The sequence below is a fragment of the Candidatus Binatia bacterium genome (assembly GCA_036504975.1).
In the GTDB taxonomy this organism is placed as follows: Bacteria; Desulfobacterota; Binatia; order UBA9968; family UBA9968; genus JAJPJQ01.
On the sequence record DASXUF010000129.1, the window covers coordinates 42,699 to 67,413 of the forward strand.

General features: G+C 59.0%; 27 protein-coding genes and 1 tRNA gene. 9 read left to right on the top strand and 19 right to left on the bottom strand.

The annotated features are described in order from the left end of the window. Positions 1-2 precede the first annotated feature (2 nt). The 10 genes from VGL70_16940 to VGL70_16985 all read right to left on the bottom strand — a co-directional run bounded on the left by VGL70_16940 (position 3) and on the right by VGL70_16985 (position 9,205). On the bottom strand, positions 3-1,523 hold the full coding sequence (locus VGL70_16940; protein HEY3305212.1) for an NADH-quinone oxidoreductase subunit M: 1,521 nt from the start codon (positions 1,521-1,523) through the stop codon (positions 3-5). A gap of 21 nt (positions 1,524-1,544) precedes the next feature. Beyond that, positions 1,545-3,587 carry an NADH-quinone oxidoreductase subunit L gene (nuoL, locus tag VGL70_16945; GenBank protein HEY3305213.1) on the bottom strand — a complete coding sequence of 681 codons (2,043 nt, stop codon included), beginning with the start codon at positions 3,585-3,587 and terminating at the stop codon, positions 1,545-1,547. Between the two features lie 77 nt (positions 3,588-3,664). Next, positions 3,665-3,973: an NADH-quinone oxidoreductase subunit NuoK gene (nuoK, locus tag VGL70_16950; protein HEY3305214.1), complete on the bottom strand. Its 309-nt coding sequence runs from the start codon at positions 3,971-3,973 to the stop codon at positions 3,665-3,667. Between the two features lie 185 nt (positions 3,974-4,158). Next, the gene (locus VGL70_16955) at positions 4,159-4,659 is read right to left on the bottom strand and encodes an NADH-quinone oxidoreductase subunit J (GenBank protein ID HEY3305215.1); all 501 of its coding nucleotides are present in this window, start codon (positions 4,657-4,659) and stop codon (positions 4,159-4,161) included. Between the two features lie 113 nt (positions 4,660-4,772). After that, the gene (locus VGL70_16960) at positions 4,773-5,330 is read right to left on the bottom strand and encodes an NADH-quinone oxidoreductase subunit I (GenBank protein HEY3305216.1); all 558 of its coding nucleotides are present in this window, start codon (positions 5,328-5,330) and stop codon (positions 4,773-4,775) included. 48 nt (positions 5,331-5,378) lie between these two features. After that, complete coding sequence (nuoH, locus tag VGL70_16965; GenBank protein HEY3305217.1) at positions 5,379-6,575, bottom strand: NADH-quinone oxidoreductase subunit NuoH; 1,197 nt, start codon at positions 6,573-6,575, stop codon at positions 5,379-5,381. A gap of 7 nt (positions 6,576-6,582) precedes the next feature. Then, complete coding sequence (locus VGL70_16970; GenBank protein HEY3305218.1) at positions 6,583-7,725, bottom strand: NADH-quinone oxidoreductase subunit D; 1,143 nt, start codon at positions 7,723-7,725, stop codon at positions 6,583-6,585. Positions 7,726-7,780: 55 nt separating this feature from the next. After that, positions 7,781-8,290 (bottom strand): NADH-quinone oxidoreductase subunit C, encoded by a 510-nt coding sequence (locus tag VGL70_16975; GenBank protein ID HEY3305219.1) that lies wholly within the window; start codon positions 8,288-8,290, stop codon positions 7,781-7,783. Then, positions 8,291-8,803, bottom strand: coding sequence for an NADH-quinone oxidoreductase subunit NuoB (gene nuoB / locus VGL70_16980; GenBank protein HEY3305220.1), 513 nt, complete (start codon positions 8,801-8,803; stop codon positions 8,291-8,293). It lies immediately after the preceding gene. 12 nt (positions 8,804-8,815) lie between these two features. Continuing rightward, positions 8,816-9,205 (bottom strand): NADH-quinone oxidoreductase subunit A, encoded by a 390-nt coding sequence (locus tag VGL70_16985; GenBank protein HEY3305221.1) that lies wholly within the window; start codon positions 9,203-9,205, stop codon positions 8,816-8,818. Positions 9,206-9,360: 155 nt separating this feature from the next. Between VGL70_16985 and VGL70_16990 the strand changes: the two genes are divergently transcribed. The 4 genes from VGL70_16990 to VGL70_17005 all read left to right on the top strand — a co-directional run bounded on the left by VGL70_16990 (position 9,361) and on the right by VGL70_17005 (position 14,415). Further along, positions 9,361-10,320, top strand: a complete 960-nt coding sequence (locus tag VGL70_16990; GenBank protein ID HEY3305222.1) for an ABC transporter substrate-binding protein — start codon at positions 9,361-9,363, stop codon at positions 10,318-10,320. 7 nt (positions 10,321-10,327) lie between these two features. Further along, the gene (locus VGL70_16995; protein HEY3305223.1) at positions 10,328-11,539 is read left to right on the top strand and encodes a prolyl oligopeptidase family serine peptidase; all 1,212 of its coding nucleotides are present in this window, start codon (positions 10,328-10,330) and stop codon (positions 11,537-11,539) included. 415 nt (positions 11,540-11,954) lie between these two features. Beyond that, the gene (gene larC / locus VGL70_17000; protein ID HEY3305224.1) at positions 11,955-13,118 is read left to right on the top strand and encodes a nickel pincer cofactor biosynthesis protein LarC; all 1,164 of its coding nucleotides are present in this window, start codon (positions 11,955-11,957) and stop codon (positions 13,116-13,118) included. Between the two features lie 7 nt (positions 13,119-13,125). Continuing rightward, on the top strand, positions 13,126-14,415 hold the full coding sequence (locus VGL70_17005; protein ID HEY3305225.1) for an MFS transporter: 1,290 nt from the start codon (positions 13,126-13,128) through the stop codon (positions 14,413-14,415). Positions 14,416-14,429: 14 nt separating this feature from the next. On the opposite strand, the gene bioD is transcribed toward VGL70_17005, so the two are convergent. The 4 genes from bioD to bioF all read right to left on the bottom strand — a co-directional run bounded on the left by bioD (position 14,430) and on the right by bioF (position 18,084). After that, positions 14,430-15,137 (bottom strand): dethiobiotin synthase, encoded by a 708-nt coding sequence (gene bioD, locus VGL70_17010; protein ID HEY3305226.1) that lies wholly within the window; start codon positions 15,135-15,137, stop codon positions 14,430-14,432. A 5-nt stretch (positions 15,138-15,142) separates the two neighbouring features. Continuing rightward, positions 15,143-15,487, bottom strand: a complete 345-nt coding sequence (locus tag VGL70_17015; protein ID HEY3305227.1) for a GIY-YIG nuclease family protein — start codon at positions 15,485-15,487, stop codon at positions 15,143-15,145. A 63-nt stretch (positions 15,488-15,550) separates the two neighbouring features. Next, complete coding sequence (bioA, locus tag VGL70_17020; protein HEY3305228.1) at positions 15,551-16,909, bottom strand: adenosylmethionine--8-amino-7-oxononanoate transaminase; 1,359 nt, start codon at positions 16,907-16,909, stop codon at positions 15,551-15,553. A 5-nt stretch (positions 16,910-16,914) separates the two neighbouring features. After that, entirely contained in the window at positions 16,915-18,084 is a 1,170-nt protein-coding gene (gene bioF / locus VGL70_17025) for an 8-amino-7-oxononanoate synthase (protein HEY3305229.1), read from the bottom strand. A gap of 109 nt (positions 18,085-18,193) precedes the next feature. On the opposite strand from bioF, the gene VGL70_17030 reads away from it, so the two are divergent. From VGL70_17030 to radA, 3 genes are all read left to right on the top strand, one after another. Beyond that, positions 18,194-18,928: an isochorismatase family protein gene (locus tag VGL70_17030; protein ID HEY3305230.1), complete on the top strand. Its 735-nt coding sequence runs from the start codon at positions 18,194-18,196 to the stop codon at positions 18,926-18,928. Positions 18,929-19,023: 95 nt separating this feature from the next. Further along, on the top strand, positions 19,024-19,947 hold the full coding sequence (locus VGL70_17035; GenBank protein HEY3305231.1) for an ABC transporter substrate-binding protein: 924 nt from the start codon (positions 19,024-19,026) through the stop codon (positions 19,945-19,947). Positions 19,948-20,104: 157 nt separating this feature from the next. Beyond that, a complete protein-coding gene (gene radA / locus VGL70_17040; protein ID HEY3305232.1) occupies positions 20,105-21,466 on the top strand; it encodes a DNA repair protein RadA in 1,362 nt (453 codons plus the stop codon). 337 nt (positions 21,467-21,803) lie between these two features. Here the strand turns inward: radA and VGL70_17045 are convergent, their stop codons facing one another. Both VGL70_17045 and VGL70_17050 read right to left on the bottom strand, forming a co-directional pair. Next, the gene (locus VGL70_17045; protein ID HEY3305233.1) at positions 21,804-22,427 is read right to left on the bottom strand and encodes a superoxide dismutase; all 624 of its coding nucleotides are present in this window, start codon (positions 22,425-22,427) and stop codon (positions 21,804-21,806) included. A gap of 93 nt (positions 22,428-22,520) precedes the next feature. After that, complete coding sequence (locus VGL70_17050) at positions 22,521-22,829, bottom strand: BON domain-containing protein (protein HEY3305234.1); 309 nt, start codon at positions 22,827-22,829, stop codon at positions 22,521-22,523. A 210-nt stretch (positions 22,830-23,039) separates the two neighbouring features. Between VGL70_17050 and VGL70_17055 the strand changes: the two genes are divergently transcribed. Both VGL70_17055 and VGL70_17060 read left to right on the top strand, forming a co-directional pair. Continuing rightward, positions 23,040-23,125 (top strand) — tRNA-Leu (locus VGL70_17055). A gap of 13 nt (positions 23,126-23,138) precedes the next feature. Beyond that, positions 23,139-23,414, top strand: a complete 276-nt coding sequence (locus VGL70_17060; protein HEY3305235.1) for a hypothetical protein — start codon at positions 23,139-23,141, stop codon at positions 23,412-23,414. 133 nt (positions 23,415-23,547) lie between these two features. On the opposite strand, the gene VGL70_17065 is transcribed toward VGL70_17060, so the two are convergent. From VGL70_17065 to VGL70_17075, 3 genes are all read right to left on the bottom strand, one after another. Beyond that, a complete protein-coding gene (locus VGL70_17065; protein ID HEY3305236.1) occupies positions 23,548-24,066 on the bottom strand; it encodes a hypothetical protein in 519 nt (172 codons plus the stop codon). Next, a complete protein-coding gene (locus VGL70_17070; GenBank protein HEY3305237.1) occupies positions 24,067-24,444 on the bottom strand; it encodes a hypothetical protein in 378 nt (125 codons plus the stop codon). It lies immediately after the preceding gene. 61 nt (positions 24,445-24,505) lie between these two features. Next, on the bottom strand, positions 24,506-24,715 hold a 210-nt coding region (locus tag VGL70_17075; protein HEY3305238.1), incomplete at its 5' end, for a hypothetical protein.

Genomic DNA, 24,715 nt, shown 5'->3' on the forward strand with positions numbered 1-24,715 from the left:
ATTTAGCTGAGATGCGGGATGACGATTTGATTGAGCTGGTCCAGCGAGGCGCGCAATAGATCGAGAACCACGCTCGGATAAACCCCGACGATAATCACGATGATTCCGAGCGGGATCATGGTAAAAAGCTCCCGGCCGGTGATCTCCGGCAGCATCTTGTACTTCTCGTCGGCCGCGCCGAGAAAGACGCGCTGGATCGTCCAGAGGAGATATCCCGCGGTCAGGATCACGCCGGTCGCCGCGAACACGGTGAGGATGGTATATTTCTGCCACGATCCGAGCAACACCAGCACTTCCGAGATGAATCCCGAAAGGCCGGGCAATCCCATCGACGCGAATATCGCCAGCGCGCTGACGCCTGTGTAGAGCGGCATGATCGACGCCAGGCCGCCGAAGCCCTCGATGTCGCGGTGGTGGGCGCGGTCGTAAATAACGCCGACCATGAGAAAGAGCATGCCGGTGATGGTGCCGTGATTGAACATCTGCAAGACCGCGCCGCTGATGCCCTGCGGCGTGAAGCTCGCCATGCCGAGCATGACGTAGCCCATGTGGCTCACGCTCGAGTACGCGACGAGCTTCTTGAAATCTTTTTGCGCCATGGCGCAGAGCGCGCCGTAAATGATGTTCCAGGTGCCGAGGGCGGCGAGGAAAACATACGCCAGGTCGGCGGTCGCCTGCGGGAGCATCGGGTAGTTGATCCTGAGAATTCCGTACGTCCCCATCTTCAAAAGAACCCCGGCCAGAATCACCGAGATCGCCGTCGGCGCCTCGACGTGAGCGTCCGGCAGCCAGGTGTGAAACGGAAAGGCGGGAATCTTGATCGCAAAGCCGATAAACAGCGCCATCCAGACGACGTGCTGGAATCCCCAGCGCAACTGATCGAACGGCCACATGGAAAGCGGCGTCGTGGCGTACTTGCCGCTCCGGGCGATCAACTGCGTCATGTCGAACGTGTGCGGCTCGCTGGTGAAATAGAGCGCCAGGATCGCCAGCAGCATGAGCACGCTGCCGAAGAGCGTATAGAGAAAGAACTTGATCGCGGCGTACTCACGCCGCGGCCCGCCCCAGATGCCGATCAGGAAATACATCGGCAAGAGCATCACTTCCCAGAAAATGTAGAAGAGAAAGAAGTCGAGCGCGACAAAGACGCCCATCATGCCGGCGTCGAGCAGAAGAAAGAGCGCAAAGTAGCCTTTGACGCCCTTGTCGATCCCCCAGGAGGCGAAGATGCAAAGAAAACTCAAGAGCGCGGTCAGGAGCACCATCGAGATGCTGATGCCGTCGATGCCGACGAAATACTGGATGTTGTAAGCCGGAATCCAATCGACCTGCTCTTTGAACTGGAGACCTGGATTCGTTACGTCGAAATTGCGATAGAGCCAAATCCCGAGCAGCAGCGGGGGAACCGTGAAGATGGCCGACGTCCAGCGGATCAGACCGTGACGGTCGCTTGGCAGCAGGAGCACGACGAGCATGCCGGCCACGGGAAAAAAAACCATGTAGGTGAGAACGTGGTCTGTCATATTTCGCTTCCCCCATTCGAATCAGCTCGAATAGCGCAACTTGATGATGATCGCCACCACTACCGCGGCGAGAATCACGTACAGGTAGCTGTTGATGTTGCCGGTCTGGACCTTTCTGAATTTGTTGCCCATTCCGAATGTGACGTTCGCCAGGGCGTTGACGATGCCGTCGATGATGTAGTTGTCGAAAAGGCCGTTCAGCCAGGAGACGAACGCCGTCGCCTTGGCCGATCCATCGACGATGCCGTCGATGATGTGCTGGTCGATCCAGACGCCGATGCGGGCGAGCAGCAGCGTCCCGCCGACAAAAACGAACTGATAAAATTCGTCCCAATAATATTTGTTGTTGAACAGCCGGTAAAATAGCCCGCCGGCGAGAGAGGAAAAGCGCTCCGGCGACAGCGCTTGCTTGTAGTACATGAGGTAGGCGAGGAAAACGCCGAACGCGGCGACGCCGACCGATATTCCCATCAAGCTCAGCTCCTCGGCCGCCGAGGCGTGGACTTCGTGATGTCCGCCCAAAACCGGTTCGAGCCAATGGGCAAAAAGATTCGGGCCGAAGACCGCCGGCAGGCCGATCCAGCCAGCGACGATCGCGCCGATCGCGAGCACGACGAGCGGCAGCGTCATCACCTTCGGCGACTCGTGCAGATGTTCCTTCGTGTGGTGGTCGGCGCGGCACTCGCCGAAGAAGACCATGAACACCTGGCGGAACATGTAGAACGCCGTCAGGCCGGCGCAAACGACGCCCAGTAGCCAGAGCCGGACCGAGCCGTGCTCGCTGGAAAAGGCCTGCCAGAGAATCTCATCCTTGGAAAAAAATCCGGACAATCCCGGCACGCCGGCGATCGCCAGGACCGAGATGGTGAAAGTTGCAAAGGTCGCCGGCATGTACTTTCTGAGCCCGCCCATCTTTCTCATGTCCTGCTCTCCGCCCATGGCGTGGATTACGCTGCCCGAGCCGAGAAATAGACAGGCTTTGAAGAACGCGTGCGTCATCAGGTGAAAAATCGCCGCGCCGTAAGCCGCGACGCCCGCGGCCAAAAACATGTAGCCGAGCTGGCTGATGGTGGAATAGGCGAGCACGCGCTTGATGTCGGTCTGGGTGAGCGCGATCGTCGCCGCCATGAGCGCGGTGGCGACGCCGATGCCCGCGACGATCGACAGCGTGAACGGGGCCATGGAAAAGAGAAAATTCAGCCGGGCGATCATGTAAACGCCCGCGGTAACCATCGTGGCGGCGTGGATGAGCGCGCTGACCGGCGTCGGGCCCTGCATCGCGTCGGGAAGCCAGACATGGAGAGGAATCTGCGCCGACTTTCCCGTGGCGCCGACAAAGAGAAACAACGTCGCCAGCGTGACCACGCCGATTCCCCAGATCTGCTGGCCCTGGAGCAGCGCAGCGTGCTTCGCGATCTCACGGAACGTGACGGTCGCGTGGCCTTGCTGGTCCAAGGACCAGAAGACCAAGAAGATTCCCAGTATGAAGCCGAAGTCGCCGACGCGGTTGACGATAAAAGCTTTGTTGCCGGCGCGCGTGTTCGTGTGGTCGTGGTACCAAAAGCCGATCAGCGCCCAGGAGCAGAGGCCGACGCCCTCCCAGCCGATGAACATCAAGAGCAGGCTGTCCGCCGTGACGAGCAGCAGCATCGAGAAGGTAAACAGATTGAGGAAAGCGAAGTAGCGCCAGTACGAGCGGTCGTCGTGCATGTAGCCGATCGAATAGATATGGATGAGGCCGCCGATGCCGGTGACGACGAGGATCATCACTGCGGACAGCGGATCGACCCAGAAAGAGACGTCGACGTTGAGCGAGGCGAGCGAAAGCCAGGAATAAACTTTGTCGATCAGAAAGCGCTCTTCGGGCTTGAGCGCAAGGAGCTTGAAGAAGGCGGCGAGAGACAGCGCAAACGACAGCACGACCGGCGCGCAGGCGACGAGACTCACCCACCACTTGCCGATCCGCTTCTGTAACGGCGCTCCGAGGAGGCCGTTCAACGCGGCGCCGATCAGCGGCAGGAGAACGATCCACCTCAAATAATCTGTCTGAATCGGATGTTCCATCTTTACCCAAAAAGGATGAAGGATAAAGGATGAAGGATGAAATTTTCCTCTGTTTTTTCCGCCTTCATCCTTCCGCCTTATTCCTTTAGCGTTTCCATCGCGCCGACGTCGATCGTGTGGAAGATCTGGAAAATCGCCAGCACGATGGCGAGCCCGACGGCGGCCTCGGCCGCCGCCAGCATGATGACGAAGATCGCGTAAATCTGACCGTCCACGCCGCCGCTGCTGTAATGCGCGAAGGCGACGTAGTTTATATTCGCCGAATTTAAGATCAGCTCCACTCCCATCAACACGCTGATCGCGTTCCGCCGCGTGAGCACGGTGTAAAGACCGAGGCAAAAGACGGTCGCGCCGAGAATCAGGTAATGAGTGAGCCCGATCTCCACTTAAAAATCTCCCAAAGGCGGCCGCTCGCGGCGCGAGTCACCTCGCCGAAGCATCTCCAACCTTCTCCCTTCCCTCGAATGAAAGCCGCTGCCCGTTCGAAGAGCCCGCGCATCCGATGACCGCCGGTCGGAATAACCACGAACCCATTGCGCGGGCTCGGAGAGCGGGTGGCGGCTTTCGTTCGTCACTCCTTAATTTCCTTCCGCGCCAGGACCACGGCGCCGATCAGCGCCGCGAGCAAGACCAACGAGGCCAGCTCGAAGGGCAGCAGATATTCTTGCAGAAACATGTCGCCGATTTTCGCCGAGGTCGGAGCATAAACGATCTCCTTCGCCTTCGCCCAGGGGGTCTCCCGGATCGTCTGGATCAAAAGCGCCAGCAGCACCGCGACGAGCACGAGCCCCGGAATTCTTCCCGCCGCGCGGTTGGTAATCTGCACGTCGGTAATTCTGTGCGTGAGCATCACCGCGAAGAGGATCAGGACGAGGATGCCGCCGACGTAGATCAAAAGCTGCACGGCGGCCACGAAGTCCGCGCCCAAGAGGACGTAGATCCCGGCCACGCCGGCGAAGGTCCCGAGAAGAGAAAAAGCCGAGTATATGATATTGCGCGAGAACGCCACCATCGCGGCGGAGCCGACCGTGACGATAGCAACCAGATAGAAGACTGCCGTGGCAAGTTCCATAAATTCGTCTCGCGCTTAAAAAAAATCCCAAAAAGCCGAAGCTTTTTGGGTCAGTGAATTACGATCGGGAATCGAGGACGGCGACCGGCCGATGCGCCGGACTCATCAACCATCTATCCCTCTCCCGCTCCGGCCGCTCCCGTTCCCTCCGGAGTGGCAAACTCGTCCAGATACTTTTGTCCGATCTCGACCTTCTTGGCCATGGTCGGATCCGTCTCGCCGCCCTTCTTGGGCTTATAAAGCGATACCGGCTCCGTGACAAAGTGGCGCACCAGACCGGCCGGGTTATAGCTCGCGCCTTCGAACTCTTGCGAATGGCGAATCGACCCTGTCGGACAGATCTCCGCACAGAGACCGCAGTACATGCACTTGCAGATGTCGATGTCGAAGTGGCTGAAGCTACGCTGCTTGGTCTCTTTGTTCATGTCGATGCCGATCGTGATGCAAGTAATCGGGCACACCCTCTCGCAGGCGAGACAGCCGGTGCAGATGTCCATATCCACTTCGAGAATTCCGCGGTAGCGGAGCGGCAGCGTCTCCTGGACCGGTTTTTCGATCCGGTCGGGATACTGGATCGTCATCGGCCGGCGCACCAGATGCGATAGGGTGATCGACATCCCTTCGAAAATCGTCGTCACGGTCTCGAAGATGTTTTTTAGATATGCTCCCATATTGTTCTAGTGGATATTTCAGTCGGAATAGAAAGTCAAAGCCTTCGCCTAAATATACGGCTTCAGGTAGAGCTCCGGCCGCGAGTGGCGGATCTGGTAGCCCACGCGCTTAGCGAACAAAGCCAGGATTGCCGTGCCAATGACGAACATCGCGACGCTGGCCCATCGGTTTCCCTGCGGCCAGACGACCATCCAGGCCGCGGTGCCGATCACGCAGAGAAACGAAAGCGGCACCATGTACTTCCAGCAGAGCGCCATCAATTGATCGACCCTGACGCGCGGCAAAGTCGCGCGCACCCACATGGATACAAAGACCCAGAGATACGCCTTTAGGAAGAATACACCGAACTGGAGAATGCCCAGGACGATCGGCTGATCCGTTACCCAGGGTATATTGGGCACCTGCCAGCCGCCGAGAAAAAGAATCGTCGCCACGGAGCCGATGACGTAGAGGTTGCCCCACTCGGCGAAGAAAAAAAATAAAAAGCGCATGCCGCTGTACTCGGTCACGTAGCCGGCGACGAGTTCCGACTCCGCCTCCGGGATATCGAACGGCGTGCGGTTGCCCTCGGCGAGCGCCGAGGTGAAGAAGAGGAAGAAGGCGACGAAGGTGAACGGATTGTAAAATAGATACCAATCCCAGGGCGCCCAGCCCTGGGCCTGGATGATCCCTTGCGTGCTCATGGTGCCGGCGACGAAGATGATCGTCAGCACGGAAAGGCCGGCGGGAATTTCGTAGCTCACGATTTGCGCCGCCGAGCGCATGCCGCCGAGCAGCGACCATTTGTTGTTCGACGACCAGCCGGCCATCAGGATGCCGACGACGACGATCGACGTGACCGCGAGTAGATAAAGGATGCCGATGTTGAGATCGGCGACGATCAGCGCGCCGCCGAAGGGAATCACGACGAAGGTGCACAAAAATCCGACAAAAACGATATAGGGCGCGAGCGGGAAAAGAATCTTGTCCGCGGCCGTCGGGATGATGTCCTCTTTGAGTAGATTTTTGATGCCGTCGGCGATCCACTGCAAAATCCCTTGCGGTCCGACGCGATTGGGACCGACGCGCGACTGCATCCGCGCCCACACCCGCCGCTCGAGCCAGCTCGTCACGCCCGCGAGCGGCGCGACGAAGAAAGAGAGGACGGCGAAGGCCACGAGGATCATTGCCAGGGCATAGACGACTTGAGGCGGCACTCCCGGAAAGTAGCCTTGCTGGATCAACTGATCGACAAATTCCCGCATGATTTTCTCAGCGATCGATTTCAGGCGCGTCCACGTCGAGGCTGGCGATGAGAGCGATCAAGTCGGCGACCATGATGCCGCGGCTCAGCTTGTCGATGATGCCCATCGCCGTGAACGACCCGGTGCGGATTCTCACGCGATACGGATACTCGCTGCCGTCGCTCACGACGTAAAAGCCCATGTCGCCGCGCGGCGCTTCGACCCGGACGTACGCCTCGCCCGCGGGCGGCTTGAACTTGCGCGCGACCTTGGAGATCGCCGGCCCCTTGGGTATCATCTTGAGGCACTGGCGGAGAATCTTGCAGCTCTCTTCCAGCTCGCGGATGCGCACCCAGTAACGGTCGTAGCAATCTCCCAGCGTGCCTATGGCGCCAGTGCCGACGGGAACATCAAATTCCAGTTCCGGGTAAACGGAGTAAGGAATATCTCTACGGACGTCCCACTTGACGCCGCACGCGCGGAGGTTCGGCCCGACGAGGTTGTACTGAAAGGCCTCTTCTTTGGTGATCGCGGCGACGTCGGCGAGCCGCTCGATGTAAATTTTATTGTACGAGAGCAAACGGTTGTATTCGTCGATGATCGGCTCGAAATGATCGAGAAACACGGTGATCTTGGCGCAGATCTCGGGCGTGATGTCGTAGCCGACGCCGCCGATGCGAATGTAATTGTACGTCAGCCGCGCGCCGCAGATCTCTTCCATTAAATCGTTGATCGTCTCGCGCTCGCGGAGCGCGTGGAGAAACGGCGTGATCGCGCCGATATCCTGGCCGAACGTGCCGACGGAGATGAGGTGGCTCGCGAGACGGTTGAGCTCGCAGGCGATGACGCGACAGAATTCCCCGCGGCGCGTGACTTCGGTGTTGCCGAGCTTCTCCGCCGCCATGCAGAAGCCCTGGTTGGCGAACATCGCCGCGAGATAATCGGCGCGGTCGGTGTACGGCACATAGCCGTGCCAGGTGCACTTCTCGCCGATCTTCTCGATCGAGCGATGGAGATAGCCGACGTCGGGGATCGCGTCCTTGATCACCTCGCCGTCGGTCCGGACCACGAAGCGCAGCACCCCGTGCGTGCTCGGGTGCTGCGGACCGACGCTGATGGTCATGTCCTCGGTGTGGAAAGCCTCGCTCTCGGGAACAACCGCTTCGCTCATTTTAAAATCCGTGCTGACCTTGCCTGTCCTGAGCTAGCCGAAGGATCGAAGCACCTCAGCGCAATAATTTTTCCACCAGCGGCGCCCGCTGCGTGCTGATGCCGTCGTACTCTTCCTGCTCGACGTAGTCTTTGCGCAGCGGATGGCCGACCCAGTCCTCCGGCAGCATGATTCTGCGAAGGTCGCTGTGGCCTTCGAAAATCACGCCGAAAAGATCGAAGACCTCGCGCTCGAACCAGTTGGCCGCCTTCCAGACGCCCTCCATCGTGGCGATGCTGGGCGTGCCCTCCCGCGGCAGATCGGCTTTCAGGACGATCTGGTGACGCTTGGAATAGGAATAGAGATGGTAGACGACCTGGAACTTGTCCTCTTTGGAAAGGTCGAGGGCGGTCAGATCGGAAAGAACTTCGAAAGCCGTTTCGGGATCGTCCCTGAGGTAGCGGCAGACATCGACGACGGCCCGGGCGTCGACGTTGAGACACGGGTCGATGACGTCGCCGCGAAAGTTGCCAACTTTGCCCGGAAACTGCCGCTCCAGCTTATTGTAGATCTCTTGGGCCTCCACCTATGTACCCGTCTGCCCCTCGGCCGCCGCCGGAGCGCGCACCAGCCAGCGCTCGCGCATCATTTTATCTTGAATTCTGAGGAGACCTTCGGTCAGGGCTTCGGGCCGCGGCGGACAGCCCGGCACGTAGACATCCACCGGGATGATTTTATCGACCCCTTTGCACACCGAGTAGGCGACCTGGAACAAGCCGCCGCAATTGGCACAGCTTCCCATCGAGATGACGTACTTGGGGTCTGGCATCTGGTCGTAGAGCAGCTTGGTGCGCTTGGCCATCTTGTAGGTCAGCGTCCCGGCGACGATCATAAGATCGGACTGGCGCGGCGTCGCACGAGGCACGCAACCGAAGCGGTCCACGTCAGCGCGCGGCCCGCCGGTCTGCATCAGCTCGATGGCGCAGCAGGCCAGGCCGAACAGCATGTACCACTGTGAAGAGGCCCGGCCCCAATTGAGGAGCTGATCCACCTTGGTGGTAAAAACCGTCTCGGGCAGTGAATTCAGCAGCGGTTGCATTTAGTTACCCCTCTATTGCGCTTGAACTTTCTTGACCCATTCGAGATCGCCTTTGGCCCAGGCGTAAACCAGACCGAGGAAGAGGATGCCGACAAACACCAGAATTTCGATGAAGGCAAAGCCGCCTTGCCCGCTTTCGACCCAACGGCGAAAAGCGGTCGCTACGGGGAACATAAAGGCGATCTCGACCTCGAAGATGATGAAAATCAAAGAGACGATGTAAAAACGAATATTGAAGTTGACCCATGCGCTGCCGGCCGCCGGCTCGCCGCATTCATACGTGGAAAGCTTGCGCGTCTGGGGGTTGTTCGGCCTGAGCAGCTTGCCTATGAGTAAGTTGACGCCGACGAAACCGGCGCCCAAGGCCGTAAAAACCAGAACATTGGCGAAATCGAAAAGCATGGCTGATTGTCGGCTTTGATATCAGACTAAAAGAGGAAAACCAACTGAAATTATTATAGGCACAAATCCCTCTCAGCGTCAATGTTTCGGCGGCGAACGGCATTGCCATCGCGGGCTTTTTTGACTAGAGTTTAGCGGACTTAAAGGAACCCCTCGTGACCAACGTTGAGCGTTTTTGCAGCGCGCATTTAGTCTTCGCGCTGTTTTGGCTTGTAGCCGGCAGCGCAGCCGGACAAAACCGCCCCGTGAAGGTCGCCTACAGCGCGATCTCGGCCGGCATCGGCGGTTTGTGGCTGACGCATGAACAGGGGATCTTCAAGAAGCACGGCCTCGATTCGTCGCTGATCTATTTTCGTAGCGGCACGACGGCGGCGCAGGCGCTCCTCGCCGGCGAAATCGACTTCGGCCACCTCGCGCCGGGGCCGATGATGGCGGCCTGGGCGCAGGGGGCGGATTTCGTCTGGATCGGGACGACCGTCCATAAAATGGTCTTCACCTTGGTGGCCGAGCCGGCGATCATGCGGGGCGAAAGCCTCAAAGGCAAAAAGATCGGCATCACGCGCATCGGCTCGGCGGCCGATTTGGCGGTGAGAGCGGCTCTGGAGCATTTCGGTCTGACGTCGAAAGATGTCAGCTTGATCAGCATGGGCGGCATACCTGATATTCTCACGGGTCTCCGCGCCGGTGCGGTTCAAGCGGCGATCCTCTCGCCGCCGTTCTCGACCGCCGCGCTCGATCTCGGCTATCGCCGCCTCCTTTTCATCCCGGACCTGGGCAAAGAGTTCACTTTCTCCGGCATCGCCGCCCAACGCGGCTACGTCAACGCCAATCCGAACGTCGCGCGCGCATTCATGACGGCGCTGACCGAGGGCGCGAAGATCTATGCGGAGAACTCCAAGGCGGCGCTCGTCGTTCTGAAGCGCTACGCTAAAGTGGAGAAGGATTCGATCTTGGAAGCGGGGTACCGCGAATATGCCAGCGCGCTCACGAGCCCGCCGTATCCTTCGCTCAAAGGGCTCGAAGCCGTGCGCGAGAGTTTCGCCGAAAGCGCGCCCGCGCTCAAGAACGCCGATCTCAAAAAGTTCATCGACGATAGGTTCGTGAAGGCGAGATGAGGTGACCATGAGAGTTGAGACTGAACGAAAAATGAAACGCTGGCGCGAGCAAAGGTGGCTTCTCGACCAGGTGATCCAAAGCCGCGGCATCGATTGGGACCAGGGCCGGAGCGGAAAGATCCTCCGCAACTGCGGTCCGAGCGTGGAGGCGGAGCTGCGCGAGATCGGCCGCAGGGTGCAAAAATTCACCGACATCCCGCGCGAGTTTTCGCGCGCGGCCGAGCGCCGCGAAGGACTGGCGCGCGAGGCGGAAAGCGCCGGCCACAACGTGGAAGCGCGCGAGCACTACTACGTCGCGGCGACTTTCTACACCAACGCGATGTGGGCGATCTACGAAGACAACAATACCAAGCGGATCGCCTGGGGCGAAAAAAAACGCGCCTGCTACGACAAGTTCATCCAGTTCGCCGGCCGGCCGATCGAGCGCGTGGATCTGCCGTACGAGGGGAAATCGATCGCCGCGCTTTTACACTTGCCGCCCGGCACGAAAGCGGGCGAAAAAGTTCCCTGCGTGCTCTACATCCCCGGCATGGACGGCGTCAAAGAAGACAACCCGCTCCACAACGACCCGTTTTTGGAGCGAGGCGTCGCCGTGCTGGCGATCGACGGCCCCGGCCAGGGCGAGACGCGCGCGCGCGGCATCAAGTGTACCGCGTCGAATTACGAAGACGCGGGCAAGCTCGCTTGCGACTATCTGGTCAAGCGGCCCGAGATCGACGCCAACCGCCTCGCGATCATGGGCTCCAGCATGGGCTCGTACTGGGGGCCGCGCGTCGCCGCGGCCGAGCCGCGCTTCAAGGCCTGCGCCGTGAGCGGCGTTTGCGTCGAGCCCGGACAGTACACGATCTTCAACACCGCCTCGCCGACCTTCAAGCTCAACTACATGTACATGTCGGGTTACGACGACGAGGCGGCCTTCGACGAGTTCGCCAAGACGCTGACGCTCACCAGGATCGCCTCGAAAATCACTTGCCCCTATCTCATCGTCGCCGGCGAAGACGACGAGCTGTGCCCGATCGAATTCGTGTACGACCTGATCGAACAAATCCGCGGGCCTAAAGTTCTGGTCGTTTACGAAGGCGAGAAGCATTCGATCCGCAACCCGCGCTCGCGCACTCTGATCGTCGATTGGCTCGCCGACCGACTGGCGGGCAAGCCGTTTAAGCCCGAGAAGATCTACGTCGAGCTGAGCGGCAAAGAGATCCACACGCCGTGGTGAGGAAAGAACGGGACCACCCTATCCCCTTGGCTCAGCGCCTCCTCGGCTGTAACTCTAACTGCTCGCCTCGGGCAGCATCGAAACTCGCCCTAAAAACAAAACGGGCTCGAACATCGATGCTGCTTGTCCTCGGCATCGCAGAGAGTTACAACGCCTCCGAGTCGATCTTCGCTTATGGGAACAGGGCGGTCCCGGGAGAAAAGAGAGGCCGGAGAAATCCGGAGCGACCGAGGGAAGCGCGAGCGAGGTTGCGGACGCAGGGACGTGGAGGTCGGCGCAGGCCCCGCCCGGTGGAGTCATCACACTCGGTGCGGATTGGGCGGCGGCCCTCAAGGTAGAGACCTATCGGCCGCAGCCGAGAGCGCGTTTCCCGAGGGAGCTTGCTACGATCCCGACAATCTGGAAAGTTTAGCCGATGCGCATCGTTTACGGCGATCTGATCGGCGGGGCGAGCGGCGACATGTTCGTCGCGGCCCTGCTCGACCTCGGCCTTCCATTCGAGACGCTCAAGGGGGAGCTTAAAAAAATCCCGTCGCTGAAATACCGCCTCGAGATCGGGACCAAGAAACTGAGCGCTATTCGCGCGACCCGCTTTCGCGTGCTCACCGGCAAAAAAGAGGCAGAGCGAACGTGGGAAGAGATCCGCCGTTTGATCGACGGCAGCGCGCTGGAAGCCGAAGTTAAGGAACGCGCCGTCGCGATCTTCACGCGCCTGGCCGAAGCGGAAGGGAAAATCCACGGTGTGACGCCGAAAAAAGTCCATTTTCACGAAGTCGGCGCGACCGATTCGATCGTGGACATCGTCGGCACGGCGATAGGGATTCACCGTCTAAAGATCGACAGCCTCCATTTCTCGCGCATCCCGCTAGGACGAGGCGTGACTCGCTCCCGCCACGGTGTGCTGCCGCTGCCCGGTCCCGCGACGCTGGAACTTCTCACAGGCCTGCCGGTCGAGTTCATCGACCTGGACGGAGAGACGGTCACGCCGACGGCTGCTGCCATTATTGCTACTCTGCGATCACGCGTTGGCGCAACGCCGCAGATGACAGTGGAAAAAATCGGCTACGGCGCGGGCGCAAAAGAGTTTTCGGATCGTCCCAACGTTCTCCGGTTGGTTCTCGGCCAGGATTCGGCCAGCTTGGCGCAAGACGAGATGGTGGTCATCGAGACGAACATCGACGACATGAATCCGGAGTTTTACGACTACGTTCTCGATCGATTGTTCGCGGCCGGCGCGCGCGATGTTTTTCTATCGCCGATCCAGATGAAAAAAAATCGGCCCGGGACTTTGCTGCGAATCATCGCCGAACCGGTTCTCAGGGAAAATCTAACGAATATTGTCTTTAGCGAGACCACGACGATCGGCCTGCGTTATTATCCCGTCCAGCGCCTGATCCTGAAGCGCAGCGCCGGCCGCGTGAAGACCAAATTCGGCACGGTGGCGGTCAAAATTATCGAACAATCCGACGGGAGCAAACGAGCGACGCCCGAGTACGACGACTTAAAACGAATCGCCGCAAGGAAAAAAATCCCTCTCAAGGCGCTCTATGACGAGGTCATAAGAAATTCTAACAAGTAGGGCGGATTTGAAACCAGCCGACGGTGAAACCACATCCATGGCCGATACTCCACCGGGAAACGACAACCCAACGGGCCCTCTGCTGCCATGGGCGTCGTTCCGCTATCGCGATTTCAGCCTGCTTTTCGCAACGTCGCTTTTCGTCACGATGGCGCATCAGATGCGCCAAACGCAAAATTTGTATCACGTTTACGAATTGTCGGGCTCCGCGTTCCAGCTCGGGCTCACCGGCCTCGCCCAGGGCATCCCGTTATTTGCCATCGGAATTTTTGCCGGCACGCTCGCCGACTTCATCGATCGCCGCAAGCTTCTCTTTCTAACCACAGCCGCGAACTTTTTCGTGGCCGTTATCTTGGGCCTTTTGACGATCGCCGGCACGATAGAAGTCTGGCACATTCTCGTCGGCACGGCGTTGACGTCGGGCGTCAACATCGTGCTCAATCCGACTCGCCAAGCGATAGTCTCCGGGCTGGTGCCCCGTTCCCACATAACCAACGCCGTATCGCTCAACTCCAGCATCTCCCAAGGCTCTCATTTTATCGGTCCGATGCTCGCAGGCCTCAGTTTCGCCTTCATGGATGCGGGCAGCGCCTACTTGGTAAACGCTCTGTTTTATCTTCCCGCGGCGATCGGAATCTTCTTACTGAAAGTTCCGCGCATACCCGACCACGTCAAGGAAACTTTCTCGCTAAAAAGCCTTCTCGGCGGCGTGCGTTTTCTGATCGGCCAGCGGACGGTTTTGACCCTCGTTCTGTTGGACTTCGCCATCGTCGGCGTCGGTTACTATCGCCCTCTGTTACCCGTTTTTGCCAAAGATATTTTTAAAGTCGGGCCTGCGGGCTTCGGGCTTTTGGCCTCGGCGCCGGCCGTCGGCGGAACCGTCGCCACGCTCGCGCTCCTCCTGGCCAGGCACGTAGAGCGCAAAGGTCTCCTCGCGCTCTGGGCCTTTCTTCTATTCAGCGTCGGGCTGGGTTTGTTTGCGGCATCGCAAAACTTCTGGGTGGCGCTCGTGCTGGTCGGCGGACTGGGATTGACGAATGCCTTGCAGGCGGTGATGCGCCAGACGGCTTTTCACCTTCTCACGCCCGATCACGTGCGCGGCCGGGCCTTTTCCATCTTCAACATGTTTTCTCAGGGAGCCAATTCCGTCGGTGCGATGGTGGTGGGCTTCACGGCGGCGCTGATCGGCGCGCCCGGCGCGCTGCTCATCGGGAGCGTCGTAGGAATTATTCTCACCTTGGCTGTTTGGACGGCATGGCCGGGATTGCGGCAGTTCCGCGCCGGCGGCGCAGCATAGCCCGGCTTCGAAACTTAACGTTGCCCTAGCAGAGGAATCGCGCCCAAAACCTTTTCCAACCTCTCCTCAAAGAGAGTACGGTTAGTCTTCAAGTTATCGATATAGGGAATTTCTCCGAGGCAAGAGACTGCGGTTAGAAAACGCAACGCTTCGGCGTTGGTCTCCGCCGCTAAAGACCTTTGGCTCTCCAGATTGTTCAAAATGTAACCGAGCACACGCAGATCTCGACAGGAGGCGTGCTCCAGCGTGAGAAGCAGATGATTGATCGCGCCGAGGCGATTGGCGGCGACGACGAGAACGGGAAGCTTCAAAAGCTTCGCGAGATCGGCATAGGTGTAATGAGGCAGGATCGAAACGAGAAGGCCGCCGGCGCCTTCGACGATCGTGATGTCGTGTTTCGAGCTGATCTCGCCGTAGAGCTTCCAAATCGGGTCGATGTCGATTGCGGCGCCGCTGCGCTCTGCGGCGACGCTCGGCGCCAGAGGATCTTTGAAACGATACGGGCAAATTTTTTCCAGCGGCTCGCCGCAGCCGGAAGCTTCCTTCAAGCGAACCGCATCTTCGGGAACGAGCCGCCCGTCTCTTTCAACGCAGCCCGTTTCAGCCGGCTTCATCACGCCGACGCGGAAGCCGGATTCTCTCAGTAACGACGCCAGGCCGCAGGCGACGAACGTCTTGCCGACGCCGGTATCGGTGCCGGTAATGAAAACGCCTGCTCCCACGACGGCTAACCTGCTCCCTTTCTGTCATTCTGAGCGCAGCGAAGAATCTCTCCGGTTTGGTGTATCTTTTCAGGATGGGTACTTAGATCAGCCCACTCCGGGTTCATCGACTCGATCAGCGCTATTTTCTTTCTCCTTAACCATCCCTTTATCTGTTTCTCCCAAGCAATAGCAGCTTGAACATCTTCAGTCGTTTCAAAATATGCAAGGCGCGTAATATTGTGCTTAGCGGTAAACCCGGGGATGAGTTTTTGCTTGTGTTCGTACACGCGCAACGCAAGATCGTTTGTGACGCCGGTATAGAGAGTACGAGATTCGTTGGTCATGATGTAAACGTAGTATTGCTTCATTTACCTAGGCCACAATAGAGATTCTTCGTCGCTACGCTCCTCAGAATGACATCTGGGAGCACATCAACTCTCAGTCACCGCCTTTATCGATTCTAGCGTAACATCCAGGAGATCTTTCAACTCGCGGTCACGTATCGTCAGCGGCGGCATCAGGACGATCACGTCGCCCAAAGGCCGGACCATGACGCCGCGTTTTCGCGCTTCAAGAATCACCTTGTGCCCAATTCGCTTTTCCGTCGGATAAGTCTTCCGGTTCTTTTTATCTTCGACCAGCTCGATTCCCACCATGAAGCCCCACTGCCGGACATCCGCAACGTGCGCAAGCGGCAGAAATTCTTCTTCCAGCCTGCGCTTGAGATAATCGATCTTCGGCTGCATCCGTTCAAGAATGTTTTCCTTCTCGAAAAGCTCAAGACTCGCCAGGGCGACGGCGCAGCCGAGCGGATTGCCGGTGTACGTGTGCCCGTGGAAGAAGGTCTTGAATTCCCGGGACTCTCCGAGGAACGCCGAAAAGATTTCTTCGGTCGTGAGGGTCGCCGCCAAGGGAAGATAGCCGCCGGTGATTCCTTTGGCGACGCAGAGGATATCCGGGCTCGCGCCGGCGTGCTCGCAGGCGAACATCTTTCCCGTCCTGCCGAAACCGGTCGCGACTTCGTCCGCGATGAAGAGAATCCGGTTCTTGCGACAGATCTCGCCGAGCGCCTTGATGTAATCGGCCGGCTGCGACCACATGCCGGCGGCGCCTTGCATCAGGGGCTCGACGATCAGCGCCGCTAGAGTGCTTTTTTCTTTGGTCAGTCTTTCCTCGGCTTCCGCTATCGCACGCTTCAACGCCTCCTCCTCGTTCATCCGCTTGAACCAGCGAAAAACATGCGGCGGGTTGAGGCGCAAGGCCGGAGCCACAAGCGAGCGGTGGAAGCGGTGAAAAGTCTCCGAGTAACCGACGCCCATCGAGCCGACCGTGTCGCCATGATACGCCTCGACGAGCGACGCGAAGCGCGTGCGGCCGGTTTCCTCTTTCAACTGCCAGTACTGAACGGCGATCTTGAGCGCGATCTCGACCGCTGTCGCGCCGTCGTCCGAATAAAAAACACGCTGAAGACCGGGAGGCGCGATCGCAATAAGTTTTTCCGCCAGCTCGATGCCGGCCACATGGCTGAGTCCGAGAAAAGTCGAGTGGGCGATGCGGGCAAGCTGTTCCGTGATCGCCCGATCCAGCTCCTCTTTGCGATGGCCGTGCACGTTGCACCAGAGCGAAGAGACTCCGTCAAGATATCTTTTCCCATGAACATCGACCAGATAGTGTCCTTCTCCCCGCTCGATGATACACGGCTCCTCGTCCATCCACTCCTGCATTTGCGTGAACGGATGCCATAAATATCTATAGTCGAGTTGTTTAAGTTGTTCGTAACTCCGAGACATGGCTTTCAATCCTTGAACTCTCGGCGGACTTCTTCGAAGGCCTTGATTGCGCGATGCAGGTGCTCGTGCGTGTGCGTCGCCATGAGCGTAATTCTTAGACGCGACGTCCCTTCGGGCACCGTCGGCGGGCGGATGCCTTGGGCAAAGACTCCTTTGTGCAGCAGCCGCTCGGAGAAGGCCATGCATTTTTCCGCGTCGCCGATAACCAGCGGTAAAATTTGGCTCTCGCTACTCCCTAGTGAGAACCCTAAGCTCTGAAGCCCTTCGCGCATAGCCCGAATGTTGTGCCAGAGCGCGAGACGCCGCTGCGGCTCCTGATATATGAGATCGACGGCCGCGATCGCCGCCGCCAGCACCGCCGGCGGCAGCGCGGTCGTGAAAATAAAACTCCGGCAGCGGTTGACGAGGAATTCGCGCAGCGCGCGGCTGCCGGCGACGTAGGCGCCGAACCCTCCGAGCGCCTTTCCCAGCGTCCCCATCTGAATCGGGATGCGCTCGCCGAGTCCTAACTTGGCGGCTACTCCGGCGCCGTTCGGACCTGCGACTCCGGTCGCGTGCGCTTCATCGACCATGATGAGTGCGCCATACTGCTCCGCCAGCTCGACGATCTCCGCCAGCGGCGCCTCGTCGCCGTCCATGCTGAAGAGCGTCTCGGTAATGATTAGCTTCCGTGTTGCAGCCGGCGCTTTCTTGAGCGCGTCTTCGAGTCGCGCTGGATCGCGATGCGGATAGACGATCGTTTTGGCGCGCGCGAGACGGCAGCCGTCGATAATGCTCGCGTGGTTCAATTCATCGCTGAAGATTACGTCGCCTTCGCCCGCAAGCGTTGGAATGATTCCGACGTTGACTTGAAACCCGGAGTTGAAGACAAGCGCGGCCTCGGTGTTTTTGAGCTTGGCGAGCTTTTCTTCCAGCTCTTCGTGCAACGTCATGTTTCCCGATATGAGACGTGAGGCGACTGCGCCGCAACCGTAGCGATCGACCGCCTCTTTCGCGGCCTGTTTGAGCGCCGGATGATTCGCCAGGCCGAGATAGTTGTTGGATGAAAAATTGAGGACTTCGCAACCGTCGAGGATGAGCGTCGGCCCCTGCTCTCCCTCGACGCGGCGCAGCTTGCGATAGAGCCCGCGGCGCTTCAGTGCTTCGAGTTCTTCCTGCATAAAATCAGGCGACATGACTGGATAGATTTATTATATGGAGAGTCTTAGAGCAACCTGTGCTTCGTCGCCTTGACCCTTCAATCAACGCGGTGATAAACATGAATCAAGTTTAAGGAGGTGCACCATGGCCGAGCGCATTGAGCGAGTGTGGGATCGTTTTCTCACCGAACAGGACAAGGCGCACGTCGCGATGAAGCCGCCAAGACAAATCGGCTTCGGCCAAAAACCCGCGCTGCTTTTGATCGACCTTTACCGCTGGGTTTTTGGCGACACGCCGCAGCCGGTTTTGGAAGCGATCAAAACCTGGCCGGGCAACTGCGGCATGGCGGCATGGAACGCAATTCCCCATATTCAGACCTTGCTCAGAACCGCGCGCGAAGTGCGCATTCCGATCGTCCACGTAACGGGCTTGGGCGACGCCGGAGTCGCCGAATGGTCGGCCCGGCGCAATAGCAACGAAGACCGCAGCAAGTTGAGCCCGGAAGAGCTGGACCGGCGCCGCCGCAAGTTCGACATCATCGACGAGGTCGAGCCGCTTCCCGGCGAAACGGTCTTGAAAAAATCCTCTCCCAGCGCCTTTTGGGGCACGCCGCTCGTCGGCCATCTCAACCATCTGGGCATCGATACGATCATCACCTGCGGCGAGAGCACGAGCGGCTGTGTGCGCGCGAGTGTGGTGGACGGCACGACGTACCGCTTTCGCATGATCGTGACCGAAGAGTGCGTTTTCGACCGCCACGAGGTGTGCCACGCGATCAACCTGTTCGACATGAATCAGAAGTACGCCGACGTTTTGCCGCTCGCTGAAGTCGTGAAGTATCTCCACTCCTGGCGCGCGGAACAGCCCGTCGGAACGTAGCGGCGAACACTCGCTACGTTCCGAATCTCAAATCGCAAATCTCAAATTTCAAATAGGCGATATGAGATATGAAATTTGAGATGTGAGATCTCGTGATGCGCATCGCCGTTCCCGACCTGATCTCTAATTCTTACTTCCCAGCCATTGCCGCCGCCGAGCTTGGATTTTTTAAGGACGAGGGCCTGGATATCGAAAAGGTCGAGCTGCTCTTTCCCGTGCCGAAGACGATGGAGGCGCTGCGCGACGGCGCGCTTGATTTCGTCGCCGGTTCGGCGCACGCCACGCTCATGGCGTTTCCGGATTGGAAAGGGGCGAAGCTTTTGGCGGCGCTCGGGCAGAGAATGTACTGGCTGCTCGTGCTGCGCGCCGATCTCGGCGCAAAACGCGGCGATATCGGCGCCGTCAAAGGTTTGAGGATCGGCGCGGCCCCGGGTGTGGACTACGGCCTCAAGCGTCTATTGCTTGAAGCGGGAATAGATCCGGCGCGCGACAACGTGCAAATCGCGCCGGTTCCCGGCGCGACCGGCGCAACGGTTTCATTCGGCCTTACGGCGGCGAAAGCTCTGGAAGAGGGAGAGATCGACGGCTTCTGGGCCAACGCCATGGGCGCGGAGATCGCCGTCAGCCGCGGCGTCGGGACCATTATTCTAGACGTCCGGCGCGGCGACGGACCCGAGACCGCGCGCCACTACACGTTTCCCGCTCTACTCACGACACAAGCCAGAATTGACCGCGAGCCCGAGAGCGCCGCCGCCGGCGTACGGGCAATTGTCCGCGCGCAGAAGATGCTGCGAGAAGAGCCGGCGCGCGCGACGGAGATCGGCCGGCGGATTTTTCCGCCGGCCGAGGCGGAATTGATCGCGGAGTTGATTCGGCGCGATCTGCCTTACTATGATGCAACAATTTCCGAAGAAACCGTCGTCCAAATGAACCGCTTCGCTCAAGACATGGGACTGCTTTCAAAACCGGTGCCGTACGATCGAGTGGTCGCGACCCAGTTCCGTAACTTATGGCTTTAAGGGTTCTGAGAGATCTATGCCGACCAATTTTCCTTCTCCCTCGAGGGAGAAGGTTAGGATGAGGGGGTTTTCGAGACAGGCACCCTCACCCCTGCCCTCTCCCGCCAGCGGGAGAGGGCGACTATGATCTGATGGCTGATAGCTGAAAGCTACTTTTATGGCGAAAGCAAAAATCGTCTACGCCTGCCAGAACTGCGGTTTCCAAGCGCCGAAATGGCTGGGCAAGTGTCCCGACTGTAATCAATGGAACACGCTGGTCGAGGAAAAATTCGAGCGCGCCGCCAACCCGCGCGACGAATTTAATCTTGGCGCGAAGGAAACCCCGACCTCCATCGCCGATATTTCGACCGCGGAAGAAGGCAGAGTTCTTTCCAGCATCAGCGAGTTCGACCGCGTTCTCGGCGGCGGTCTGGTTCCCGGCTCCGTGACCTTGATCGGCGGCGATCCGGGAATCGGCAAATCGACGCTGCTCATCCAGGCCTTCGCCGCTCTCAGCCACAACGGCCTCACCTGTCTCTACGTCTCCGGCGAAGAATCGCCGCGGCAAATCAAAATGCGCGCCGAGCGCCTCGGCATCGCCTCGCCGCAATTGCTCATTTTAAGCGAGACCGCGCTGGATAGAATTCTGGAGCAGATAAAAAAGACCAAACCCGCGGTTCTCGTGATCGATTCGATCCAGACGATCTTCTCTTCGTCGCTCCCGTCGGCGCCAGGGAGCATCGGCCAGGTAAGGGAGTGTTCCGGCTCGATCATCACGCTGGCGAAAAAAAGCGGCCTCAGCACCTTTATCATCGGCCACGTCACCAAAGACGGATCGATCGCCGGACCGCGCGTGCTCGAGCACATGGTCGATACGGTTCTCTATTTCGAAGGCGACCGCGGGCACAACTTCAGAATTCTCAGAGCGGTCAAAAACCGCTTCGGCTCGACCAACGAGATCGGCGTCTTCGAGATGAAAGAGAGCGGTCTCAAAGAAGTGAGCAACCCGTCCGAGCTTTTTCTCCTGGAGCGGCCGCTTTCGGCGCCCGGCTCGGCGGTCGTTTGCAGCATGGAGGGAACGCGCCCGATCCTCGTCGAATTGCAGGCTCTCGTCAGCCACTCTTTTCTCGCCGTGCCGCGCCGCACCACGATCGGCGTCGATCACAGCCGCGTCGCGCTGCTCGTCGCCGTGCTGGAGAAAAAGATGGGGCTCAAGCTTTTCAATCAGGATATTTTCGTCAACGTCGCGGGCGGAGTGCAGGTGGAGGAGCCGGCGGTCGATTTGGGCATCGTCGCCGCCGTGGGATCGAGCTACAGCGAGCGGGCCATCGACCCGAGAACCGTGATCTTCGGCGAAGTGGGACTCGCAGGCGAGATTCGCGGCATCGCCCAGGCCGAAGCGCGTATCAAAGAGGCGGGAAAGCTCGGCTTCGAGCGCGCCGTTCTCCCCAAGAGCAACAGCGCGCAGCTAACGCACGTCAAAGCTCCAGAACTAATTGGGGTCTCTTCGCTCGCCGAATGCCGCGAAATCCTCTTCTGAGGGGACAATAAACTTCGCCTAACTTCGTTCATCGCCCCTCGGACTCCCTGCGGCGTACAAGAAGAGTACGCCTCAGTCGCCTCGGGGCTCGCGCCTCGTTATGCTCGTTTCTTGTCCCCTCAGCAAATTTACTTAGCTTCGAACCCAGTGCCACATAAAGCCCGAGAGAGCGAGTTCGAAGGGCGAGGTCACAGTGACGTGTAGCGACACGGCAGGCCCTGAACAGGGGAGTAAGCACCGTCGGGGTGGACGGCGCGGGCGGCCCTCGAGGCAGAACTCTATTGAGCTCGCCCGGAGCGGCTCGCGCTTGAGGGCTGACCGCGAGAACAGTCCGTGGTTATGCCGCCGCCGGACGGACGGCGGCGGAGCTACTAAAGAATTTATTGACCGCGTCCCAATTGATATTCGAGCAAAACGCCTCGATGTACTTGCTCCGCTCCGACGGCTTGTAGTCGAGCAGAAACGCGTGCTCCCAGACGTCCATGACGAGGACGGGCTTAAAGCCCGAAGGAACTCCGACTTCGTGCAGCTCGATCCAGTGGTTCGAAAGCTGGCCGGTCACCGGATCGTGATAGAGAACCGACCAGCCCACGCCACGCATGCTTCCCACGGCCGTAAAATCAGTCTTCCAGCCCTCGAAGCTACCGAAACTTTCCTCCAGAGCGCGTTTAAGCTCACCCGACGGGCTGCCTTTGCCTTTCGGCGCGAGATTTCCAAAATAATATTCGTGGAGAACCATGCCGCCATATTCGAAGCCAAGATGGCGCTTGATCTCTGAATAGGCGGGATTGCTGCCGGACGCCTTCTTGTTGCGCACCATCTCCGATAATTGTTCAGAGAGGAGGTTGGTATTCTTGACGTAGCCTTCGTAGAGGGCGAAGTGCATATCCAGCGTCCTATCGGAAATCCCGTTGAGTCCCGCCAAATTAAATTTCTTTGCTTTATATACGTGTCGTTCCACGACGTTTAACCTCCTGGAGATATCGGGGCGCGCCAGCGCCCGGCACCAGCGGGCGTCGAGTTCAGCCCGCTGGTACCGAATTGATCCGCCCCGCTAGCCCCGAGCGACTTGCAGGTTGTTGACGACCTTCTTGACGCCCTTGACCTGACTCGCAAGCTGCTCAGCTCGCGCTTTTTGCTGCGGTGACTCGACGGTGCCGTTCAGATAAACAACACCGTTGTTGGTATCGACGTCGATGCGCGTCAAGTTGGCCGCCTTATCCGCCACCAGGTTCGCCTTCACCGAAGCCGTAAGATTGGCGTCGTCGACGTTCTGCCCCGCCGTTTTTCCGGTCATCGCCTGGCAGCCGGCCAGCGCAACGACCAACAACACCACCGCCAAACTCTCCAATGCGCGTCTCATCCCCTTACACCCCCTTTTCGATAAAGTTTGGGACTTGCCTTAGTCTAGCGCTTTCGCAGAAACGAACAATCGGGTGATTGCTTGCAGTTTCCCTGCGGATTTTTCTGGAGCGGTGTAAATCAAGCAAACGAACGAGATGAACGAAATCGCGGACTTCGTTTGTACTAAGGTTGACGACGCCGCGGCTCTACGCTATCAATTTTAAGACGCGCCGGAGTGGCGGAACGGCAGACGCGTCGGACTCAAAATCCGATGGAGGCAACTCCGTGGGGGTTCAAGTCCCTTCTCCGGCACCAATCTGATTCGCCTATGTCAGTTGGCGAATTATTTGCGGCGGCGGGAGATCGCGGGATAAGGCGGGAATTCGCGGGGAAAGCTCAACAACGGCGCGGTCTTTTCGGCTTCATTGAAGCAGAATTTCAGGCGGCCAAATCCAACCGAAAATTAGCGAATTATTTGCAGCGGCGGCCAAAGTGGCGAATTATTTGCGGGCGAAAACGGCGTGATTTTGGCGTTCTGAGCACGCGAAAAACCCACGCCCAGCACGGCTTTTCCCAGCCTCAGACACGCCAAAAACTCACCTAAAACCTTGCCGCCATTTTTCCAATCCAACGGCAATCCAACGGCAGACCTAAAATTCCCAACGGCAACGCAAAATCGCGGAGTTAGCCGAGTCGGCCGAAAAATCCAACGGCAACTTTTAGAAGGTGTTTTTTATCTATTTTAGGGCGAGCAAATCCTTGACGGATTTGAGCGACTGAAAGTGGTCCTTGGCGCGCTGGAATTCGGGATCAAAACTGCCGCTCAAAAGGCCGATGTTTTTCGAGTGGTCGAATACCTCCTGCGCGGCGGCGCGGCTCGCCGGCTGCCAGCTCACGGTCTTGTCTACCGAGTGAACGAGATCAGCGGAGAGAAAGATAAAAGGAAGGCGGTCCTGGCGCGTGAGCAGATCGAGCGCCTTGCGGTCGGACTCCTGGCGCGGGTTGAGATTGGCGTCGCCTTCGAGCGGGTTGTCCTCGTTGTCGTAAACGCGAAACGCGACGCACGCGAGATGCGATCCGTCGTGCTCATAGCCGGCGATCGCCACCTGGAGCCGCAATCTTTTTTGTTTGAACGACTGGAGGCTGTCGACGCGCAGCACGAGCGCCGTCATGGCCGGATCGGTGAGCGCGAGCAAGGTCGGCGTGTAAACGGGGAGGTGGAGGAAAATCTTTTTCTGCGCTTCGGTGAGGAGCATCTAGCCGCGCATGGCGCGACGCGCTGCCCGCTGCTCTTCAGTGTCTTCGTCGCGCAGCTCCTTCGCCACTTGCTCGATTTTATCCCACGCGCCTTCGATCACGAGCGTCGCGAGCACGCTCTCCCAATCTCCCGCGTGGACCGGCTGCCACTCCTCACCGCCACTGTCCGGCCGGCAGCCATACACCGCGTCCATTAGATTATCATAGGAGTGGCGCCGCTCGACGGGAACCTCGGCCGGGCCGGATAGAGTCGCGTCCTTCGGCGGGGCGATGTCACCGGCGCCGATCTCTAGAATATCATTCACAGCCGACGCCTGCTCAGGGGAGCATAGAACGAGTGCGGCGCGGAGTTGTAAACCGGCCTCTTTTTTCGTCATGGTCGATCCCTCCTGTCTGCCTCCTTATATAAGGAGGCAGGAGCAGAGATCAAGCGGCAAACTAGTCCGCCGTCGGGATGGTAAATCCCCAATGCGCGGCGCGCTCACCATGCTTCACGCGCCACACTCCCTCTCTCACCGAGACGGTCTCGTGCTGATGTTTGACGTGCGTTAGAGTCGCGGCGCGGATCACCCAGTAGTCGCCGCCGTGCGCGAGAACCTGACCGCGCTTGTGCGGCGTGAGCAAATGCGACTCAGCAATCACGGCCGA

Bases quoted from the DNA above. Each gene is read 5' to 3' on its own strand.
- VGL70_16940 (HEY3305212.1), bottom strand. From the start codon at position 1,523: ATGACAGACCACGTTCTCACCTACATGGTTTTTTTTCCCGTGGCCGGC.
- nuoL (HEY3305213.1), bottom strand. From the start codon at position 3,587: ATGGAACATCCGATTCAGACAGATTATTTGAGGTGGATCGTTCTCCTG.
- VGL70_16955 (HEY3305215.1), bottom strand. From the start codon at position 4,659: ATGGAACTTGCCACGGCAGTCTTCTATCTGGTTGCTATCGTCACGGTC.
- VGL70_16960 (HEY3305216.1), bottom strand. From the start codon at position 5,330: ATGGGAGCATATCTAAAAAACATCTTCGAGACCGTGACGACGATTTTC.
- nuoH (HEY3305217.1), bottom strand. From the start codon at position 6,575: ATGCGGGAATTTGTCGATCAGTTGATCCAGCAAGGCTACTTTCCGGGA.
- VGL70_16970 (HEY3305218.1), bottom strand. From the start codon at position 7,725: ATGAGCGAAGCGGTTGTTCCCGAGAGCGAGGCTTTCCACACCGAGGAC.
- nuoB (HEY3305220.1), bottom strand. From the start codon at position 8,803: ATGCAACCGCTGCTGAATTCACTGCCCGAGACGGTTTTTACCACCAAG.
- VGL70_16985 (HEY3305221.1), bottom strand. From the start codon at position 9,205: ATGCTTTTCGATTTCGCCAATGTTCTGGTTTTTACGGCCTTGGGCGCC.
- VGL70_16995 (HEY3305223.1), top strand. From the start codon at position 10,328: ATGAGAGTTGAGACTGAACGAAAAATGAAACGCTGGCGCGAGCAAAGG.
- larC (HEY3305224.1), top strand. From the start codon at position 11,955: ATGCGCATCGTTTACGGCGATCTGATCGGCGGGGCGAGCGGCGACATG.
- VGL70_17015 (HEY3305227.1), bottom strand. From the start codon at position 15,487: ATGAAGCAATACTACGTTTACATCATGACCAACGAATCTCGTACTCTC.
- bioA (HEY3305228.1), bottom strand. From the start codon at position 16,909: ATGTCTCGGAGTTACGAACAACTTAAACAACTCGACTATAGATATTTA.
- bioF (HEY3305229.1), bottom strand. From the start codon at position 18,084: ATGTCGCCTGATTTTATGCAGGAAGAACTCGAAGCACTGAAGCGCCGC.
- VGL70_17030 (HEY3305230.1), top strand. From the start codon at position 18,194: ATGGCCGAGCGCATTGAGCGAGTGTGGGATCGTTTTCTCACCGAACAG.
- VGL70_17035 (HEY3305231.1), top strand. From the start codon at position 19,024: ATGCGCATCGCCGTTCCCGACCTGATCTCTAATTCTTACTTCCCAGCC.
- radA (HEY3305232.1), top strand. From the start codon at position 20,105: ATGGCGAAAGCAAAAATCGTCTACGCCTGCCAGAACTGCGGTTTCCAA.
- VGL70_17050 (HEY3305234.1), bottom strand. From the start codon at position 22,829: ATGAGACGCGCATTGGAGAGTTTGGCGGTGGTGTTGTTGGTCGTTGCG.
- VGL70_17060 (HEY3305235.1), top strand. From the start codon at position 23,139: ATGTCAGTTGGCGAATTATTTGCGGCGGCGGGAGATCGCGGGATAAGG.
- VGL70_17065 (HEY3305236.1), bottom strand. From the start codon at position 24,066: ATGCTCCTCACCGAAGCGCAGAAAAAGATTTTCCTCCACCTCCCCGTT.
- VGL70_17070 (HEY3305237.1), bottom strand. From the start codon at position 24,444: ATGACGAAAAAAGAGGCCGGTTTACAACTCCGCGCCGCACTCGTTCTA.